At 55.2% G+C, this 19,037-nt stretch carries 12 protein-coding genes, 1 tRNA gene and 3 rRNA genes; 2 read left to right on the top strand and 14 right to left on the bottom strand.

Annotated elements, in window-relative coordinates; all coding sequences use genetic code 11:
- Positions 1-20: 20 nt before the first annotated feature.
- The 8 genes from aceK to PUP35_RS01080 all read right to left on the bottom strand — a co-directional run bounded on the left by aceK (position 21) and on the right by PUP35_RS01080 (position 11,150).
- Complete coding sequence (aceK, locus tag PUP35_RS01115) at positions 21-1,757, bottom strand: bifunctional isocitrate dehydrogenase kinase/phosphatase (RefSeq protein WP_274241677.1); 1,737 nt, start codon at positions 1,755-1,757, stop codon at positions 21-23.
- Between the two features lie 50 nt (positions 1,758-1,807).
- Positions 1,808-3,112 (bottom strand): isocitrate lyase, encoded by a 1,305-nt coding sequence (aceA, locus tag PUP35_RS01110; RefSeq protein WP_024906665.1) that lies wholly within the window; start codon positions 3,110-3,112, stop codon positions 1,808-1,810.
- Between the two features lie 31 nt (positions 3,113-3,143).
- Positions 3,144-4,745 carry a malate synthase A gene (aceB, locus tag PUP35_RS01105; RefSeq protein ID WP_274241676.1) on the bottom strand — a complete coding sequence of 534 codons (1,602 nt, stop codon included), beginning with the start codon at positions 4,743-4,745 and terminating at the stop codon, positions 3,144-3,146.
- Between the two features lie 270 nt (positions 4,746-5,015).
- Complete coding sequence (gene metA, locus PUP35_RS01100) at positions 5,016-5,945, bottom strand: homoserine O-acetyltransferase MetA (protein WP_136195985.1); 930 nt, start codon at positions 5,943-5,945, stop codon at positions 5,016-5,018.
- Between the two features lie 225 nt (positions 5,946-6,170).
- Positions 6,171-6,286, bottom strand: a 5S ribosomal RNA gene (gene rrf / locus PUP35_RS01095).
- A 72-nt stretch (positions 6,287-6,358) separates the two neighbouring features.
- Positions 6,359-9,264, bottom strand: a 23S ribosomal RNA gene (locus PUP35_RS01090).
- A 184-nt stretch (positions 9,265-9,448) separates the two neighbouring features.
- A tRNA-Glu gene (locus PUP35_RS01085) sits at positions 9,449-9,524 on the bottom strand.
- 84 nt (positions 9,525-9,608) lie between these two features.
- Positions 9,609-11,150, bottom strand: a 16S ribosomal RNA gene (locus tag PUP35_RS01080).
- Together the 16S, 23S and 5S rRNA genes with 1 tRNA gene alongside form the textbook arrangement of a ribosomal RNA operon.
- A gap of 559 nt (positions 11,151-11,709) precedes the next feature.
- Between PUP35_RS01080 and purH the strand changes: the two genes are divergently transcribed.
- Together purH and purD are read left to right on the top strand one after the other, a co-directional pair.
- The gene (gene purH, locus PUP35_RS01075) at positions 11,710-13,299 is read left to right on the top strand and encodes a bifunctional phosphoribosylaminoimidazolecarboxamide formyltransferase/IMP cyclohydrolase (RefSeq protein ID WP_127729212.1); all 1,590 of its coding nucleotides are present in this window, start codon (positions 11,710-11,712) and stop codon (positions 13,297-13,299) included.
- Between the two features lie 15 nt (positions 13,300-13,314).
- The gene (gene purD / locus PUP35_RS01070; RefSeq protein WP_274241675.1) at positions 13,315-14,607 is read left to right on the top strand and encodes a phosphoribosylamine--glycine ligase; all 1,293 of its coding nucleotides are present in this window, start codon (positions 13,315-13,317) and stop codon (positions 14,605-14,607) included.
- Between the two features lie 58 nt (positions 14,608-14,665).
- Here purD and PUP35_RS01065 read toward each other — a convergent pair whose 3' ends face one another.
- From PUP35_RS01065 to nudC, 6 genes are all read right to left on the bottom strand, one after another.
- Positions 14,666-15,358, bottom strand: a complete 693-nt coding sequence (locus PUP35_RS01065; RefSeq protein ID WP_111966116.1) for a DUF1481 domain-containing protein — start codon at positions 15,356-15,358, stop codon at positions 14,666-14,668.
- Between the two features lie 11 nt (positions 15,359-15,369).
- Positions 15,370-15,642, bottom strand: a complete 273-nt coding sequence (hupA, locus tag PUP35_RS01060) for a nucleoid-associated protein HU-alpha (RefSeq protein WP_002445246.1) — start codon at positions 15,640-15,642, stop codon at positions 15,370-15,372.
- A gap of 186 nt (positions 15,643-15,828) precedes the next feature.
- Positions 15,829-16,419, bottom strand: a complete 591-nt coding sequence (locus PUP35_RS01055; protein ID WP_008503468.1) for a YjaG family protein — start codon at positions 16,417-16,419, stop codon at positions 15,829-15,831.
- Positions 16,420-16,460: 41 nt separating this feature from the next.
- Positions 16,461-17,132, bottom strand: a complete 672-nt coding sequence (gene nfi, locus PUP35_RS01050) for a deoxyribonuclease V (protein WP_025910411.1) — start codon at positions 17,130-17,132, stop codon at positions 16,461-16,463.
- 9 nt (positions 17,133-17,141) lie between these two features.
- The gene (gene hemE / locus PUP35_RS01045; protein WP_274241674.1) at positions 17,142-18,206 is read right to left on the bottom strand and encodes a uroporphyrinogen decarboxylase; all 1,065 of its coding nucleotides are present in this window, start codon (positions 18,204-18,206) and stop codon (positions 17,142-17,144) included.
- Between the two features lie 38 nt (positions 18,207-18,244).
- A complete protein-coding gene (gene nudC, locus PUP35_RS01040; protein ID WP_115877038.1) occupies positions 18,245-19,018 on the bottom strand; it encodes an NAD(+) diphosphatase in 774 nt (257 codons plus the stop codon).
- Positions 19,019-19,037 lie beyond the last annotated feature (19 nt).

The following is a 19,037-nucleotide window of genomic DNA, read 5'->3' as shown; positions in this document are numbered from 1 at the left end:
GCGGCTTCGCCATACCCGGCCTACATGATGCCCTCTGAAAACCTGATGCAAAACCGCTGCTTGCGGCGGTATGCATACACATCTTCGACATGCCCATTTTTGATCCGCGTTTGCAGTCCGCGCCAGTAGCTGGCGCGAAACAGATCGGCATGCATCTCTTCGAATAGCGGCCCGATGCGCGGGTCGGCGCACAGCCAGTGGCGAAACTCTTCGGGAAAAACATCGCCCGGCGAGACGCTGTACCACGGCTCGCTGGAAAGCTCATCTTCCGGGTAGCGGGGCGGTGGGATATCGCGGAAATTCACTTCAGTCATGTAGCAAATTTCGTCGTAATCGTAGAACACCACCCGCCCGTGACGTGTAACGCCGAAGTTTTTGAACAGCATATCGCCCGGGAAGATATTGGCGGCGGCAAGCTGGCGAATCGCGTTGCCGTACTCTTCAATCGCATCTCTTAAAGCCTGACCTTCGGACTGCTCCAGCCAGATATTCAGCGGCACCATGCGGCGTTCAATATAGAGATGGCTAATCACGATTTTATCACCCAGATCGGTGATTTTCGCGGGAGCTTCCTGCATTAACAGCGCCATGAGCGCCGGGTCGATCTGCTGCTTATCCAGCACAAAGTTTTCGAATTCCTGAGTATCCGCCATGCGCCCGACGCGGTCGTGCTCCTTAACCAGCTGGTAGCAGGCGCGGACGTGCGCGGCGGTCATCTCTTTCTGCGGCGCGAATCTGTCCTTAATCACCTTAAAGACCCGGTCGAAGCCCGGCAGCGTAAACACCAGCATCACCATGCCGCGAATGCCGGGCGCTTCGATAAATTGCTCATCAGCGGTAGTGACATAACGCAGGTATTCCCGGTAGCTTTCCGTTTTGGCATGCTTCTGGCAACCAATGGCCATATACAGCTCGGCGGTGGTTTTGCCCGGCAGGATCTCGCGCAGCCACTCCACCAGCGCGGCAGGCAGCGGAGCATAGACCATAAAATAGGAACGGGCGAAGCCAAACACGATGCTGGCCTCGGCGCTGGTGGTCAGACAGGTATCGACAAACAGTTCCCCACCGTCGGTGCGGTGAATGGGCAGCAGAAACGGCACGATGGCCGTAGGGGTAACCAGTTTACCCACCAGCCAGGCGGCTTTATTGCGGTAGAAAAGCTCGTTGGCAACCTGCAAATGGCTGTGGCTGAGCACCTCCGCGCCGAAGGTTTCGTTGAGATGCGCGTGGATATAACCAATATCCCGGGTTTTATTCTCCCAGGGCAGGCGCAGCGGCAAATCCGTTAGCACGCGGTGCAGGAGCTTTTCCCATCCGCGATCGGGAAAGAAATCTTTCGCCAGCGGACGCGGAATGGTACGAAAGCGCCGCTCGGGCTGGGAGCTGAAGATAAATAACCGCTCAGGAGATAATGAGCGGTGGTCAAATAACCGGCAATAGACGGAGTTGAAAAAGCTCTCCGCAATCTCGAAGCGCGGGTAGTCGGGTAACAGATGGGTGTAGTGCTCCTTCACGCGCAGTAAAAATTCCGCGTCCGGACTTTTACCGTCGGTAATACAGCGCAGCTGCTCCACCACCAGACCCACGTGGTGATCGTAGAGATGGATACGCTGCTTCATGGCCTGCTGAACCGCATGCCAGTCTGCATGTTCGAAGCGCTGCTGCGCGCCGGAGGTCACTTCAAGAAAACGACCATACTGGGCATCGAAGCCCTGCAAAATAGTTTGGGCAATCAGTAATTCCAGGCCACGCGACATATATTCCCCCTCACCACCAGCCCTCTCCCCAGGGGGGAGAGGGGGAAAGATTAGAACTGTGCTTCTTCCGTTGAACCCGTCAAGGCGGTGACGGAGGAGGTGCCGCCCTGAATGATCGTGGTCACGTTATCGAAGTAGCCGGTTCCCACTTCCTGCTGGTGAGAGACGAAGGTATAACCATCTTTGCCCGCCGCAAATTCCGGCTGCTGCACCTTCTCAACGTAGTGCTTCATGCCCTCACCCTGCGCATAGGCGTGCGCCAGGTCGAACATGTTGAACCACATGCTGTGGATGCCTGCCAGAGTAATGAACTGGTATTTGTAGCCCATGTCGGACAGCTGCTGCTGGAAGCTGGCGATCGTTTTGTCATCCAGCTTTTTCTGCCAGTTGAAGGACGGCGAGCAGTTGTAGGCCAGCAGTTTGCCCGGGTACTTCGCATGAATGGCATCAGCAAAGCGTTTTGCCAGCGCCAGATCCGGCGTGGACGTTTCACACCAGACCAGATCCGCGTACGGCGCGTACGCCAGACCGCGGCTGATAGCCTGCTCGATACCCGCGTGGGTACGATAGAAACCTTCACTGGTACGCTCGCCGGTGATGAACTCGCTGTCGTACGGATCGCAGTCAGAGGTGATCAGGTCAGCCGCGTCCGCATCGGTACGGGCAATGACCAGCGTCGGCACGCCGAGCACGTCAGCAGCCAGACGTGCGGCAACCAGCTTCTGAACCGCTTCTTGTGTAGGAACCAGCACTTTACCGCCCATATGTCCGCACTTCTTCACTGACGCCAGCTGGTCTTCGAAGTGAACGGCCGCTGCACCGGCCTCAATCATCGATTTCATCAGCTCGAAGGCGTTCAGCACGCCGCCGAAGCCCGCTTCCGCATCCGCAACGATCGGCAGGAAGTAGTCAATAAAGCGCGGATCGCCAGGTTCGATACCGGCAGCCCACTGGATCTGATCCGCACGGCGGAAGGTGTTGTTGATCCGATCCACGACCGACGGCACGGAGTTAGCCGGATAGAGCGACTGATCCGGATACATGCTGGAGGCCAGGTTGGCGTCCGCCGCGACCTGCCAGCCGGAGAGGTAAATAGCCTCAATACCCGCCTTCGCCTGCTGCAGGGCCTGACCGCCGGTCAGCGCACCGAGGCTGTTGATGTAGCCTTTTTTGGAACCGCCGTGCAGCAGCTTCCACATTTTCGCCGCGCCATTTTGCGCCAGCGTGCATTCCGGATTGACCGAGCCGCGTAATTTCACCACTTCCTCAGCGCTGTAAGGACGGCGGATGCCTTCCCAGCGAGGTTGTGTCCACTCTTTCTTCAATTCTTCGATTTGTTGGGTACGGGTTTTCATGTGCAGATGCTCCATATTGTTATGTGGTGGATTACGCCAGGAAGCGGTAGCCCGGCAGGGTCAGGAAGTCGATTAAGTCATCTGATGTGGTGATTTGCTCCATCAGGCGCGCGGCGTCGTCAAAGCGTCCGCTGCTGAAGCGGTGTTCGCCCAGCTCGTCCTGGATCACCCGCATCTCTTCGGCCAGCATCTGGCGGAACAGGGATTTGGTCACCGGCTTGCCGTTGCTGAGCGTTTTTTGATGGTGGATCCACTGCCAGATAGAGGTACGTGAGATCTCCGCCGTCGCGGCATCTTCCATCAGGCCGTAGATCGGCACGCAGCCGTTGCCGGAGATCCATGCTTCGATGTACTGCACGGCGACGCGAATATTGGCCCGCATCCCCTCTTCCGTCCGTTCGCCCGCGCACGGGGCCAGCAGCTGTTCTTCAGCCGTTGGGGCATCGTCTTCACGCGTGACAAACAGCTGGTTTTTGTTGTCACCGAGGACGCGGTTGAAGACCTCCATTGCCGTATCGGCCAGGCCGGGATGCGCAATCCACGTGCCGTCGTGACCGTTCCGGGCTTCAAGCTCTTTATCGGCTTTCACCTTGTTGAGCACCTGATTGTTGCGCTCTGCGTCTTTGCTCGGGATAAAAGCCGCCATGCCGCCCATCGCAAAGGCGCCGCGCTTGTGGCAGGTTTTGATCAGCAGACGCGAGTAGGCGCTCAGGAACGGTTTATCCATGGTCACGACCTGGCGATCCGGCAGTACGCGATCGGGATAGTTTTTCAGGGTTTTGATGTAGCTGAAAATATAGTCCCAGCGTCCGCAGTTCAGACCGACAATGTGGTCACGCAGGGCGTGCAGAATTTCATTCATCTGGAATACGGCAGGCAGCGTTTCAATCAGCAGCGTGGCTTTGATGGTGCCGCGCGGCAGGTTGAAACGATCTTCCGCGTAGCTGAAGACCTCGCTCCACCAGGCTGCTTCCTGCCAGGCCTGCGTTTTAGGCAGATAGAAATACGGGCCGCTGCCCTTCGCCAGCAGGGCTTTGTAGTTGTGGAAGAAATAGAGCGCGAAATCAAACAGACTTCCCGGAATGGCTTCCCCACGCCAGGTGACATGTTTTTCAGGCAGGTGCAGGCCGCGCACGCGGCAGATCAGCACCGCCGGGTTCGGTTTGAGCTGGTAAATTTTACCGGCTTCGTTGGTATAACTGATGGTGCCGTTCACGGCGTCGCGCAGGTTGATCTGGCCCTCGATGACCTTACGCCAGTCCGGCGCCAGGGAATCTTCAAAATCGGCCATGAAGACCTTAACGTTCGCGTTCATGGCGTTGATCACCATTTTTCGCTCTACCGGACCGGTGATCTCAACGCGACGATCCTGTAAATCTTCAGGGATGCCGCGGATTTTCCACTCGCCACGGCGAATGGAAGCGGTTTCCGAAATAAAACCAGGCAACTTGCCGTTATCAATTTCCTGCTGCTGATGAATGCGTGCCGCCAGCAGCTTATTACGCTGCGGCGTAAAGCGGGTCACCAGTTCAGTCAGAAATTCTACCGCTTCTGCCGTCAATACCTGCTGTTCTTGCGCACCATACGGCTGGGTAAAGGCCAGTTCATCGACCGTCGTTGCCTGTTGAGTCATTACTCTGCTCCTCATCAAAGATCCAAAATCACGCTCCCGATGCGAACGAAAGATCGTTGGGTAGTTTTCGCTCAGCAGAATTAAGACTATCTCTATTTCTTCTAAAATCAAAAACAATTTCCATTTTAATTATAAATTGAATTTAAATGATTGATTTTATTGAAATTAAAGTTTTAAAGAATGATGAGTGGCATTTCGGAAATAAAAAAGACACCCGAAGGTGCCTGATTTGAATAGCTGAAACGCTTTAGGATCGTTTAGTGCAGACGATTACTCCAGCGTTGGATTCATGTGACGCAGATCGTATGGTGTGATCTGGTAGACGTAATAGTTGAGCCAGTTAGTAAAAAGCAAATTCCCGTGGCTGCGCCAGGTCGCTCTCGGTTTGTTTTGTGGATCGTCCTTCGGGAAATAGTTGTACGGGACATCCGGGTTAAGACCCGCTTCGACATCACGGAAATATTCTGCCGCAAGGGTGTGCGGATCGTACTCAGGATGTCCGGTCACAAAGGCAATGCGCTTATCTTTACTGGCAAACAGGTAAGCGTCCCCATCTTCCGTTTCAGCCAGAATCTCCAGATCGGTGTAATCACGAATCAGCTGGGCCGGGAAGTCAGCGTAGCGAGAATGCGGGGCCAGGAAAGAATCATCGAAACCACGCGTCAGCAACGCATGTGGATGGAGAATGTGGTGTTCGTATACGCCGGAGAGCTTTTCAGTGCGGGTTTGCTTGGGGATGCCATAGAGAATATTCAGTGCGGCTTGTACCGCCCAACAGACAAACAGCGTGGACGTGACGTGATCTTTTGCCCACTCCAGAACCTGTTTGATCTGCGGCCAGTAAGCGACATCGTTAAATTCCACCAGGCCCAGCGGCGCGCCGGTCACAATCAGTCCGTCGAAATTTTCACCCTGAATGTCATCGAAGTTACAGTAGAAGTTGTTCAGATGCTCGGAAGGCGTGTTACGTGACTCACGGGCATCGATTCGCAGCAGCTGAATATCGACCTGCAGCGGGGAGTTCGACAGAAGACGCAGGAACTGGTTCTCTGTTTCGATCTTTTTTGGCATCAGATTGAGAATAAGCACCTTCAGCGGGCGAATTTCCTGACCTGTCGCACGTGAAGTCGTCATGACAAAGACATTTTCTTCACGCAAGAAATTGACGGCTGGTAGCTCGTCCTGCACCCGAATCGGCATAGCTTTATATCCTCACAGCATACGTATAAACGTTTAGACATCCAGATAGCTAACGATACCCAGAAACGGTTTGAATGTCGAGTCTGCAAGCGGAAGGTGAGAAAGTTTCAAGGAGAGAATGGTACGGTTTGATGCCCCTCGCCCCGTCTCTCTCCCGCAGGGAGAGGGTGAAAAACAAAAGCAAAAAACCCCGCACCTTTCGGTACGGGGTTCTTCTATTTTGATGCCTGGCAGTTCCCTACTCTCACATGGGGAGACCCCACACTACCATCGGCGCTACGGCGTTTCACTTCTGAGTTCGGCATGGGGTCAGGTGGGACCACCGCGCTAAAGCCGCCAGGCAAATTCTGTTAATCTGTATCAGGCTGAAATTTGATTGTTCTGTCTCTTCGCCAAAACACCTTCGGCGTTGTAAGGTTAAGCCTCACGGTTCATTAGTATCGGTTAGCTCAACGCATCGCTGCGCTTACACACCCGACCTATCAACGTCATAGTCTTTAACGTTCCTTCAGGAGACTTAAAGTCTCAGGGAGAACTCATCTCGGGGCAAGTTTCGTGCTTAGATGCTTTCAGCACTTATCTTTTCCGCATTTAGCTACCGGGCAGTGCCATTGGCATGACAACCCGAACACCAGTGATGCGTCCACTCCGGTCCTCTCGTACTAGGAGCAGCCCCCCTCAATTCTCCAGCGCCCACGGCAGATAGGGACCGAACTGTCTCACGACGTTCTAAACCCAGCTCGCGTACCACTTTAAATGGCGAACAGCCATACCCTTGGGACCTACTTCAGCCCCAGGATGTGATGAGCCGACATCGAGGTGCCAAACACCGCCGTCGATATGAACTCTTGGGCGGTATCAGCCTGTTATCCCCGGAGTACCTTTTATCCGTTGAGCGATGGCCCTTCCATTCAGAACCACCGGATCACTATGACCTGCTTTCGCACCTGCTCGAGCCGTCACTCTCGCAGTCAAGCTAGCTTATGCCATTGCACTAACCTCCTGATGTCCGACCAGGATTAGCTAACCTTCGTGCTCCTCCGTTACTCTTTGGGAGGAGACCGCCCCAGTCAAACTACCCACCAGACACTGTCCGCAACCCGGATCACGGGTCTACGTTAGAACACCAGCCATTAAAGGGTGGTATTTCAAGGACGGCTCCACGCAGACTGGCGTCCACGCTTCAAAGCCTCCCACCTATCCTACACATCAAGGACCAGTGTTCAGTGTCAAGCTATAGTAAAGGTTCACGGGGTCTTTCCGTCTTGCCGCGGGTACACTGCATCTTCACAGCGAGTTCAATTTCACTGAGTCTCGGGTGGAGACAGCCTGGCCATCATTACGCCATTCGTGCAGGTCGGAACTTACCCGACAAGGAATTTCGCTACCTTAGGACCGTTATAGTTACGGCCGCCGTTTACCGGGGCTTCGATCAAGAGCTTCGCGTTGCCGCTAACCCCATCAATTAACCTTCCGGCACCGGGCAGGCGTCACACCGTATACGTCCACTTTCGTGTTTGCACAGTGCTGTGTTTTTAATAAACAGTTGCAGCCAGCTGGTATCTTCGACTGATTTCAGCTCCACCCGCAGGGGCTTCACCTACATATCAGCGTGCCTTCTCCCGAAGTTACGGCACCATTTTGCCTAGTTCCTTCACCCGAGTTCTCTCAAGCGCCTTGGTATTCTCTACCTGACCACCTGTGTCGGTTTGGGGTACGATTTCGTGTTACCTGATGCTTAGAGGCTTTTCCTGGAAGCAGGGCATTTGTTACTTCAGCACCGTAGTGCCTCGTCATCACACCTCAGCGTTAATAAACGACCGGATTTACCTGGTCGTTCCGCCTACATGCTTAAACCGGGACAACCGTCGCCCGGCTAACATAGCCTTCTCCGTCCCCCCTTCGCAGTAACACCAAGTACAGGAATATTAACCTGTTTCCCATCGACTACGCCTTTCGGCCTCGCCTTAGGGGTCGACTCACCCTGCCCCGATTAACGTTGGACAGGAACCCTTGGTCTTCCGGCGAGCGGGCTTTTCACCCGCTTTATCGTTACTTATGTCAGCATTCGCACTTCTGATACCTCCAGCATGCCTCACAGCACACCTTCAACGGCTTACAGAACGCTCCCCTACCCAACAACGCATAAGCGTCGCTGCCGCAGCTTCGGTGCATGGTTTAGCCCCGTTACATCTTCCGCGCAGGCCGACTCGACCAGTGAGCTATTACGCTTTCTTTAAATGATGGCTGCTTCTAAGCCAACATCCTGGCTGTCTGTGCCTTCCCACATCGTTTCCCACTTAACCATGACTTTGGGACCTTAGCTGGCGGTCTGGGTTGTTTCCCTCTTCACGACGGACGTTAGCACCCGCCGTGTGTCTCCCGTGATAACATTCTTCGGTATTCGTAGTTTGCATCGGGTTGGTAAGCCGGGATGGCCCCCTAGCCGAAACAGTGCTCTACCCCCGAAGATGAATTCACGAGGCGCTACCTAAATAGCTTTCGGGGAGAACCAGCTATCTCCCGGTTTGATTGGCCTTTCACCCCCAGCCACAAGTCATCCGCTAATTTTTCAACATTAGTCGGTTCGGTCCTCCAGTTAGTGTTACCCAACCTTCAACCTGCCCATGGCTAGATCACCGGGTTTCGGGTCTATACCCTGCAACTTAACGCCCAGTTAAGACTCGGTTTCCCTTCGGCTCCCCTATACGGTTAACCTTGCTACAGAATATAAGTCGCTGACCCATTATACAAAAGGTACGCAGTCACACCACGAAGGTGCTCCCACTGCTTGTACGTACACGGTTTCAGGTTCTTTTTCACTCCCCTCGCCGGGGTTCTTTTCGCCTTTCCCTCACGGTACTGGTTCACTATCGGTCAGTCAGGAGTATTTAGCCTTGGAGGATGGTCCCCCCATATTCAGACAGGATACCACGTGTCCCGCCCTACTCTTCGAGTTCACAGCCTGTGTGCTTTCGTGTACGGGACTGTCACCCTGTACCGTGCGACTTTCCAGACGCTTCCACTAACACACAAGCTGATTCAGACTCTGGGCTGCTCCCCGTTCGCTCGCCGCTACTGGGGGAATCTCGGTTGATTTCTTTTCCTCGGGGTACTTAGATGTTTCAGTTCCCCCGGTTCGCCTCGTTAACCTATGTATTCAGTTAACGATAGTGCAACGAATTGCACTGGGTTTCCCCATTCGGACATCGCCGGGTCAAAGGTTCATATCACCTCGCCGGCGCTTTTCGCAGATTAGCACGTCCTTCATCGCCTCTGACTGCCAGGGCATCCACCGTGTACGCTTAGTCGCTTAACCTCACAACCCGAAGATGTTTCACTTCAAGATTGCGAAAATTTGAGAGACTCGAACACACCATTAAAGATGTGTCGTTTCAATTTTCAGCTTGATCCAGATTTTTAAAGAGCAAATATCTCAAACATGACTCGCAAGTCAGTTTTGAGATATGACGGCAGGTGACTTTCACTCACGAACCAGCAAGTGGCGTCCCCTAGGGGATTCGAACCCCTGTTACCGCCGTGAAAGGGCGGTGTCCTGGGCCTCTAGACGAAGGGGACGTGTAGTCTCAATCGCAAGACGCCTTGCTATTTACTTTTCATCAGACAATCTGTGTGAGCACTACAAAGGCAGGTTCTTTAAGGTAAGGAGGTGATCCAACCGCAGGTTCCCCTACGGTTACCTTGTTACGACTTCACCCCAGTCATGAATCACAAAGTGGTAAGCGCCCTCCCGAAGGTTAAGCTACCTACTTCTTTTGCAACCCACTCCCATGGTGTGACGGGCGGTGTGTACAAGGCCCGGGAACGTATTCACCGTAGCATTCTGATCTACGATTACTAGCGATTCCGACTTCATGGAGTCGAGTTGCAGACTCCAATCCGGACTACGACGCACTTTATGAGGTCCGCTTGCTCTCGCGAGGTCGCTTCTCTTTGTATGCGCCATTGTAGCACGTGTGTAGCCCTACTCGTAAGGGCCATGATGACTTGACGTCATCCCCACCTTCCTCCAGTTTATCACTGGCAGTCTCCTTTGAGTTCCCGGCCTAACCGCTGGCAACAAAGGATAAGGGTTGCGCTCGTTGCGGGACTTAACCCAACATTTCACAACACGAGCTGACGACAGCCATGCAGCACCTGTCTCAGAGTTCCCGAAGGCACCAATCCATCTCTGGAAAGTTCTCTGGATGTCAAGAGTAGGTAAGGTTCTTCGCGTTGCATCGAATTAAACCACATGCTCCACCGCTTGTGCGGGCCCCCGTCAATTCATTTGAGTTTTAACCTTGCGGCCGTACTCCCCAGGCGGTCGACTTAACGCGTTAGCTCCGGAAGCCACGCCTCAAGGGCACAACCTCCAAGTCGACATCGTTTACGGCGTGGACTACCAGGGTATCTAATCCTGTTTGCTCCCCACGCTTTCGCACCTGAGCGTCAGTCTTTGTCCAGGGGGCCGCCTTCGCCACCGGTATTCCTCCAGATCTCTACGCATTTCACCGCTACACCTGGAATTCTACCCCCCTCTACAAGACTCTAGCCTGCCAGTTTCGAATGCAGTTCCCAGGTTGAGCCCGGGGATTTCACATCCGACTTGACAGACCGCCTGCGTGCGCTTTACGCCCAGTAATTCCGATTAACGCTTGCACCCTCCGTATTACCGCGGCTGCTGGCACGGAGTTAGCCGGTGCTTCTTCTGCGGGTAACGTCAATCGATGAGGTTATTAACCTCACCGCCTTCCTCCCCGCTGAAAGTACTTTACAACCCGAAGGCCTTCTTCATACACGCGGCATGGCTGCATCAGGCTTGCGCCCATTGTGCAATATTCCCCACTGCTGCCTCCCGTAGGAGTCTGGACCGTGTCTCAGTTCCAGTGTGGCTGGTCATCCTCTCAGACCAGCTAGGGATCGTCGCCTAGGTGAGCCGTTACCCCACCTACTAGCTAATCCCATCTGGGCACATCTGATGGCAAGAGGCCCGAAGGTCCCCCTCTTTGGTCTTGCGACGTTATGCGGTATTAGCTACCGTTTCCAGTAGTTATCCCCCTCCATCAGGCAGTTTCCCAGACATTACTCACCCGTCCGCCGCTCGCCGGCAAAGTAGCAAGCTACTTTCCGCTGCCGCTCGACTTGCATGTGTTAGGCCTGCCGCCAGCGTTCAATCTGAGCCATGATCAAACTCTTCAATTTAAGTTTGATGCTCGTGAATTAAACTTCGTAATGAATTACGCATGTTCACTCAGAGACTTGGTATTCATTTATTGTCCGAAGACATTAAGAATCCATGTCACTTTGAGTGCCCACACAGATTGTCTGATAAATTGTTAAAGAGCAGTGCAACGCAGCTTTCGCTCACCGTTGCGAGGTGGCGTATATTACGCTTTCCTCTTTCAGAGTCAACCCGTTATTTCAGGATTTTTTCTCTTCAACCGACCGGCTGTTTGTGAAGTGATTCACATCCGCCGTGTCGATGGAGGCGCATTATAGGGAGTTCCCGAACGACCGCAACCGAAAAGTTGCAAAAAAATGACTGACTGCTGCATTCCCCAGCAAAACCCCGCCTTATACCCTTTTATGCACAAAGTTATCCACAGTGATGCGAAAAAGTGAAAATGTGCGAGCGTTGCGCAAACGTTTTCGTTAAAATGCTCGCGCTTAACAAGGATGCCTCGTCAGGTGTGTTAGATGAGTTTTTCGCAGGAAAATTCATCTAACGCTCTCTGTAATCGTGAAATCCAGGGGATTTACCATGCAACAACGTCGTCCAGTCCGCCGCGCTCTGCTCAGTGTTTCTGATAAAGCCGGTATCGTCGAATTCGCTCAGGCACTTTCTGCACGCGGTGTAGAACTGCTTTCTACAGGCGGTACCGCTCGCCTGTTAGCAGATAAAGGTCTGCCGGTAACCGAAGTGTCCGATTACACCGGTTTCCCGGAAATGATGGATGGACGCGTCAAAACCCTGCATCCGAAAGTCCACGGCGGTATTCTTGGCCGTCGCGGCCAGGACGACGCCATTATGGAACAGCACGACATCGCGCCGATCGACATGGTTGTCGTTAACCTCTACCCGTTTGCCCAGACCGTTGCCCGCGAAGGCTGTTCTCTGGAGGATGCCGTAGAGAATATTGATATTGGCGGCCCAACCATGGTGCGCTCAGCAGCCAAGAACCATAAAGATGTGGCTATCGTGGTGAAGAGCAGCGATTACGAGACCATTATTAATGAGATGGATGCCAACGAAGGGTCGCTGACTCTGGATACCCGTTTCGACCTCGCCATTAAAGCTTTCGAGCACACCGCAGCGTATGACAGCATGATCGCCAACTACTTCGGTAGCCTGGTGCCGGCTTACCACGGTGAAAGCAAAGATCCTTCTGGCCGCTTCCCGCGTACCCTGAATCTGAACTTCATTAAGAAACAAGATATGCGTTACGGTGAGAACAGCCACCAGCAGGCTGCCTTCTATATAGAAGAAGAGGTAAAAGAAGCCTCTGTTGCGACCGCTCAGCAGGTTCAGGGCAAAGCGCTCTCCTATAACAACATTGCCGACACCGACGCGGCGCTGGAATGCGTGAAAGAGTTCAGCGAGCCGGCCTGCGTTATCGTCAAGCACGCCAACCCATGCGGCGTGGCGGTAAGCACCTCTATTCTGGATGCCTACGATCGCGCCTACAAAACCGACCCGACCTCCGCGTTCGGCGGCATTATCGCCTTCAACCGCGAACTGGATGCTGAAACCGCACAGGCCATTATCTCCCGCCAGTTTGTCGAAGTGATTATCGCGCCATCGGCCTCCGAAGAAGCGCTGAAAATCACCGCGGCAAAACAGAACGTGCGCGTACTGATTTGCGGCCAGTGGGCAGAACGCGTGCCGGGCCTGGACTTCAAACGCGTAAACGGCGGCCTGCTGGTTCAGGACCGCGATCTGGGCATGGTGACAAAAGCCGACCTGCGCGTGGTGACCAAACGCCAGCCGACCGAACAGGAACTGCGTGACGCGCTGTTCTGCTGGAAAGTGGCGAAGTTCGTAAAATCCAACGCCATCGTCTATGCGAAAGAGAACATGACTATCGGGATAGGCGCAGGCCAGATGAGCCGCGTTTACTCTGCGAAAATCGCGGGTATTAAAGCAGGTGACGAAGGTCTGGAAGTCAAAGGCTCCGCCATGGCCTCTGACGCCTTCTTCCCGTTCCGTGACGGTATCGACGCCGCAGCCGCTGTGGGCATCACCTGCGTGATCCAGCCAGGCGGTTCAATCCGCGACGACGAAGTGATTGCCGCTGCCGACGAACACGGCATCGCGATGATCTTCACCGACATGCGCCACTTCCGCCATTAATTCCCGGAGCTGAAAATGAAAGTATTAGTGATTGGTAACGGCGGACGCGAGCACGCGCTGGCATGGAAAGCGGCGCAGTCTCCGCTGGTGACAACGGTCTTCGTGGCACCGGGCAACGCCGGTACCGCACTGGAACCCGCGCTGCAGAACGTGGCTATCGGCGTGACCGACATTCCGGCGCTGCTGAGTTTTGCCCAGAGCGAGAAAATCGACCTGACCATCGTCGGCCCGGAAGCGCCGCTGGTGATTGGCGTGGTGGATGCGTTCCGCGCAGCGGGCCTGAAAATTTTCGGCCCAACGGAAGGCGCCGCGCAGCTGGAAGGCTCCAAAGCCTTCACCAAAGATTTCCTCGCGCGTCATAACATCCCGACGGCGGAATATCAGAATTTCACTGAAGTGGAGCCTGCTCTGGCCTACTTACGTGAGAAGGGCGCGCCGATTGTTATCAAGGCCGACGGTCTGGCCGCCGGTAAAGGCGTGATCGTCGCGATGACGCTCGACGAAGCCGAAGCCGCAGTTCAGGATATGCTGGCGGGCAATGCTTTCGGTGATGCGGGCCACCGCATCGTGATCGAAGAGTTCCTCGACGGTGAAGAAGCAAGCTTCATCGTGATGGTCGACGGTGAGCACGTTCTGCCGATGGCCACCAGCCAGGACCACAAGCGTGTGGGCAATGGCGATACCGGCCCGAATACCGGTGGAATGGGCGCTTACTCCCCCGCTCCGGTAGTGACTGACGAAGTTCACCAGCGCACCATGGATCGCATCATCTGGCCTACCGTGAAGGGAATGGCGGCAGAAGGGAATACCTACACCGGTTTCCTTTACGCAGGTCTGATGATCGACAAGCAGGGTAACCCTAAGGTCATCGAATTCAACTGCCGCTTTGGCGATCCGGAAACGCAGCCAATCATGCTGCGCATGAAATCCGATCTGGTGGAGCTCTGTCTGGCAGCCTGCGATGGCAAGCTGGACGAGAAAACCTCCGAGTGGGACGAGCGTGCGTCTCTCGGCGTGGTGATTGCTGCGGGTGGTTATCCGGGGAACTACAGCACCGGTGATGAAATCCACGGCCTGCCGCTGGAAGAGATTGAAGGTGCGAAGGTGTTCCACGCGGGTACGAAGCTGGCTGGCGACGATCGCGTCCTCACCAACGGCGGCCGCGTGCTGTGTGCAACCGCGCTGGGCCATACCGTGGCAGAAGCGCAGAAGCGCGCCTATGCGCTGATGGCAGATATTCACTGGAACGGTAGCTTTAGCCGTCAGGATATCGGCTATCGCGCGATTGCGCGCGAGCAGGGGAAGTAACGGAACCGTCTGTTCCCCCTCACCCTGACCCTCTCCCTCAAGGGAGAGGGGATTTACCTCAGAAACTCTTCTCCGTCGGCTGCCAGGTGCAGAAGTCTTCGTTCGCCACCAGCAGCAGCTGAGAGCCTTCCGGCGCCTCAAGCCACGCCACACTCACTTCCATTGATGAATGACGCTGACGGCGTTGAATGTGTTCGGTTGCCCAGGATTCGAGCTCAGGCTTGACCGTTTGCCCTTCGCAGGTCGTCACCGTCCCGTCGTTATGCCAGCGCCCCTGGCGCAGCACGACGCGTCCCAGACGAAGCGCATCGCTGGTCTGGCGGATTTGTTCAGCACGATAACGGTAGAGGGCGATTTGATCGCTGGAAAGCTGCTGTTTTTGACCGCTGACTTCGCGCTGCATAAAGCTCAGCTCGCCATGGTCGTCAAAACGCACTTTCACGTGTTCGGGGGTTTTGCTGTAGACGTTCAGTTCAATCAGCGACAGGTCATCTCCCTGCCAGCGATATTCCGCAGTCGACGTATTGCCGTTATGCCACGGGCTGAAGGCAGAAAGCAGATGAACTTCGCCGCCGGAATCTTTGCGCCAGACCCTGACCGCGCCCTGGTTGTCCGCGTAACCGCTGGCGGTAAACGGCGGCAGGGAGGTGTCGTGGCTACAGGCTGACAGCAGCAGCATGCCTGCCAGCGCGAGCGTTCCACGCCAGAAAGACAAAAGGGGCGTTACCGCCCCTTCGCTAAAACTGTTCACTGCCACGCGTCTTACTTAACAGCGTCTTTCAGTGCTTTACCAGAAACAAATGCCGGCACGTTAGCTGCGGCGATTTTGATTTCTTTACCGGTCTGCGGGTTGCGGCCAGTACGCTCAGCGCGGTGGTTCACTTTGAAGGTACCGAAACCAACCAGTTGTACAGCATCACCTTCTTTCAGAGACTCAGTAATAGCAGCCAGGGTAGATTCCAGAGCAGCTTTAGCCTGCACTTTAGACAGATCAGCCTTGTCCGCAATTACATCAATCAGTTGAGTCTTGTTCATAAGTTATCCTTTCAATGTGTTTATCGCTTGCTAAGCATCGAGTGCGACGAAAATGCCAAAAAAGCACTCTCCTGCATACACGCACCGATAGCCACTTTTTTTCGCCCCCCAAATGTAGACCAGACAAGGGGCGAAAGGGAAGAGTCGAGGAGCGACAAAACGGGCGTTATCTCAAGATTTATTGTCTCATTGGTTAAAAATTATACCAATATTGCTCTCGCCAGCCTCTCGTAAGTCCGCGCGCAGCCCTTTTATCAGCTCAATATCGCGTTCTTCACACTCTGCTAACAGGCGGAAAATTTCCCACTGAATGTCCCATTCTTGCTCAACCGCCGGGTTCGCACGCAGCTCTTCGTCGGTCATTTCCCGACCTTCCTGGGTCATTTCCAGCATCGCGACGGTCGTAATAGATGCCTTACTGACTTCAATAGCGTGCTCCAGCGTTTCACCGCTCAGACGGGAGTGAAGCAGTTCGCTTAACGCCACGCAGGCATCAATTGCCGGGTAGACGCCGTACAGGTCAAAATCATCCGCCACCGGGATCGCCTCTTCCAGCTTTTCGAGCTGAGAGTCGAAATTCACCTTCGCGTCTTTCACCGTCAGCGTTTCCCAGATCAGATCCAGAATGCGGCGGTAGATATGGCCATCACCAAAGCCGGTCTGCTTGCAGAACGCGGCATAGTTGGGATACATGCGCTCGCACAGGCAAGCCATGAAGGTGACGTGCTGCCAGCTTTCCAGCTTTTCAAGGCGCAGGTGAATCGGGTTTTGTAGCATGATGATCTCTCGAATCGAAAATTAGGCGCAGTTTACCTGAATCATCGCTGAATTTCCTGCCAACGAACAAAAGCCGGACGTGAAGACGCCACGGCGTCTGCCCAGCGCGTCGGCTCCGGCAAGCGGTAGCCCTTCATGCAGCGCTGCACCCACGCGAGGGCGCTGTCCATGCTCACACGGTGCCCGGTAGCGATAAAGAGCGGGTTACAGCGTGCCTTGCTGCGCCAGACCCACGCCAGCTGCTCGCCTTTATGGATAAGCGGCGCCAGCGCACCCGGCTCGGATGAAAGAGGTTCAAACGCGCCGCACAGGCGTTTCTTGGCGACGCCAATGGTCGGCACATCCACCAGCAGCCCAAAATGACTGGCAACGCCTAAACGACGCGGGTGTGAGATCCCGTGCCCATCGACAAACAGCAGGTCAGGTTTTTGCGAGAGCTGCTCCCACGCTGCCAGCAGCGCGGGATATTCGCGGAAGGAGAGAAAGCCCGGAATATACGGCATGGTGGTCGCGATACGCGCGACCTTGTACTCCACCAGCTCGAGCGAAGGGTATTTCAGTACCACCATCGCCGCTCGCGTCACGTCCCCGCCCTGCTCGAACCCGACGTCTGCTCCGCCAATGTACTGCGGAGGGTCCTTATCCAGACGATCCTCGCGGATCACCGATGAGGCCAGTTCGATTTGTTGAGCGCGTAGCGACGCGAGATCCATAACGACTCCTTACTTGTGATACTGGGCAGAAAGCCGATGCACCGCCTCCACAAATACGCCTGCGTGTTCTGGCGGCACATCCTGATGAATGCCGTGGCCGAGGTTAAAGACGTGGCCTTCCCCCTGGCCGAAACCAGACAGTATAGTCGACACTTCTTCTTCAATGCGGGCTGGCGGCGCATAAAGCATGGACGGGTCCATATTGCCCTGCAGCGCTACTTTGTCGCCCACGCGACGACGCGCATCGGCAATATCGGTGGTCCAGTCGAGACCCAGCGCGTCGCAGCCGGTTGCCGCCATCGCTTCCAGCCACTGGCCGCCACCTTTGGTGAACAGCGTCACCGGCACGCGGCGACCTTCGTTTTCACGCAGCAGGCCATCAACGATTTTATGCATGTAATACAGGGAGAACTGCTGATAATCGCGCCCGGTCAGCACGCCGCCCCAGGTATCGAAAATCATCACCGACTGCGCGCCCGCCTTAATCTGCGCGTTCAGATAGAGCGTAACGCTCTTCGCCAGCTTGTCGAGCAGCGCATGCAGGGCCAGCGGCTCGGCGTACATCATCTTTTTAATCATGGTGAAGGCTTTGCTGCTGCCCCCTTCCACCATATAGGTCGCCAGCGTCCACGGGCTGCCTGAGAAGCCAATCAGCGGCACTTCACCTTTCAGCTCGCGGCAAATGGTGCGCACGGCGTTCATCACGTAGCCCAGTTCGCCTTCCGGATCGGGGATCGGCAGCTTGTCCACGTCGGCTTTGCTTTTGATCGGAGCGGTGAAACGCGGACCTTCACCGGTTTCGAAGTACAGGCCAAGGCCCATCGCATCCGGAATGGTCAGAATATCCGAGAAGAGGATCGCCGCATCCAGCGGGAAGCGGCGCAGCGGCTGGAGCGTCACTTCACAGGCCAGCTCGGCGTTTTTGCAAAGCGACATAAAATCGCCCGCCTGCGCGCGCGTGGCTTTGTACTCTGGCAGATAGCGTCCCGCCTGGCGCATCATCCACACCGGGGTGACATCAACGGGCTGGCGCAGCAGCGCACGCAGATAACGATCGTTCTTCAGTTCGGTCATTTTTGCAGTTCCTTAAGCGTCATGGCCTCAGTGTAACACTACTCATACTCGGCCCGACACATCGCCACGGTATCTTCTATTAGCCGACGCGCCACGGTACCCGGTGGGGGGAGCAGCGGTAGATCGTCATAGCGATACCAGTTCGCGTCCAGCAGCTCTTTCCGATCGATAACGATCTCGCCGCTGTCATATTCGGCCATAAAGGCCGTCATCAGCGACTGCGGGAACGGCCACGGCTGGGAGGTGACGTAGCGCAGGTTCTTCACTTTGATGCCGCTCTCCTCCATTACCTCGCGCGCCACCGCCTGCTCCAGCGTTTCGCCCACCTCGACGAAGCCGGCCAGCACGGTGTGTACGCCGTTGCGATGACGTGTATGCTGCGCCAGCAGAATGGAATCATCCCGGCGGATAGCGACGATAATGCACGGCGCAATCTGCGGATAGTAGCGCTCGCGGCAGTGGCTGCAGAGCATCGCCCACTCGGTTTTGCTCGGGTGCATGGTATGACCGCAGTAGCCGCAGTATTTGTGCGAGCGATAAAACTCCGCCAACTGCACGCCGCGCCCCGCCAGCTGGAACAGGCCCACGTCCAGATCCAACACCTGGCGAACGGATCCCATATCCTGACGACGCGCTTGCTGGATCAACCACACAGGCTCACCCTGCCACTCGCCGATCTCTAGCGCAGGCTGGCCCACGAGATCGAACGTTTCCGCCGCACCGTAGGGCAGTTCTCCACCGGGCAACCATAATTTTTGTTCGTGGCTGACGATCCACCAACCCAGATCTGATTTTTCAATAATACGATCCATATCTATTGCACTACCTTCG

Origin of the sequence: Enterobacter sp. S-33 (assembly GCF_028735835.1) — a bacterium.
Taxonomy (GTDB): domain Bacteria; phylum Pseudomonadota; class Gammaproteobacteria; order Enterobacterales; family Enterobacteriaceae; genus Enterobacter; species Enterobacter vonholyi.
This window is presented reverse-complemented; position numbering and strand designations above follow the sequence as displayed.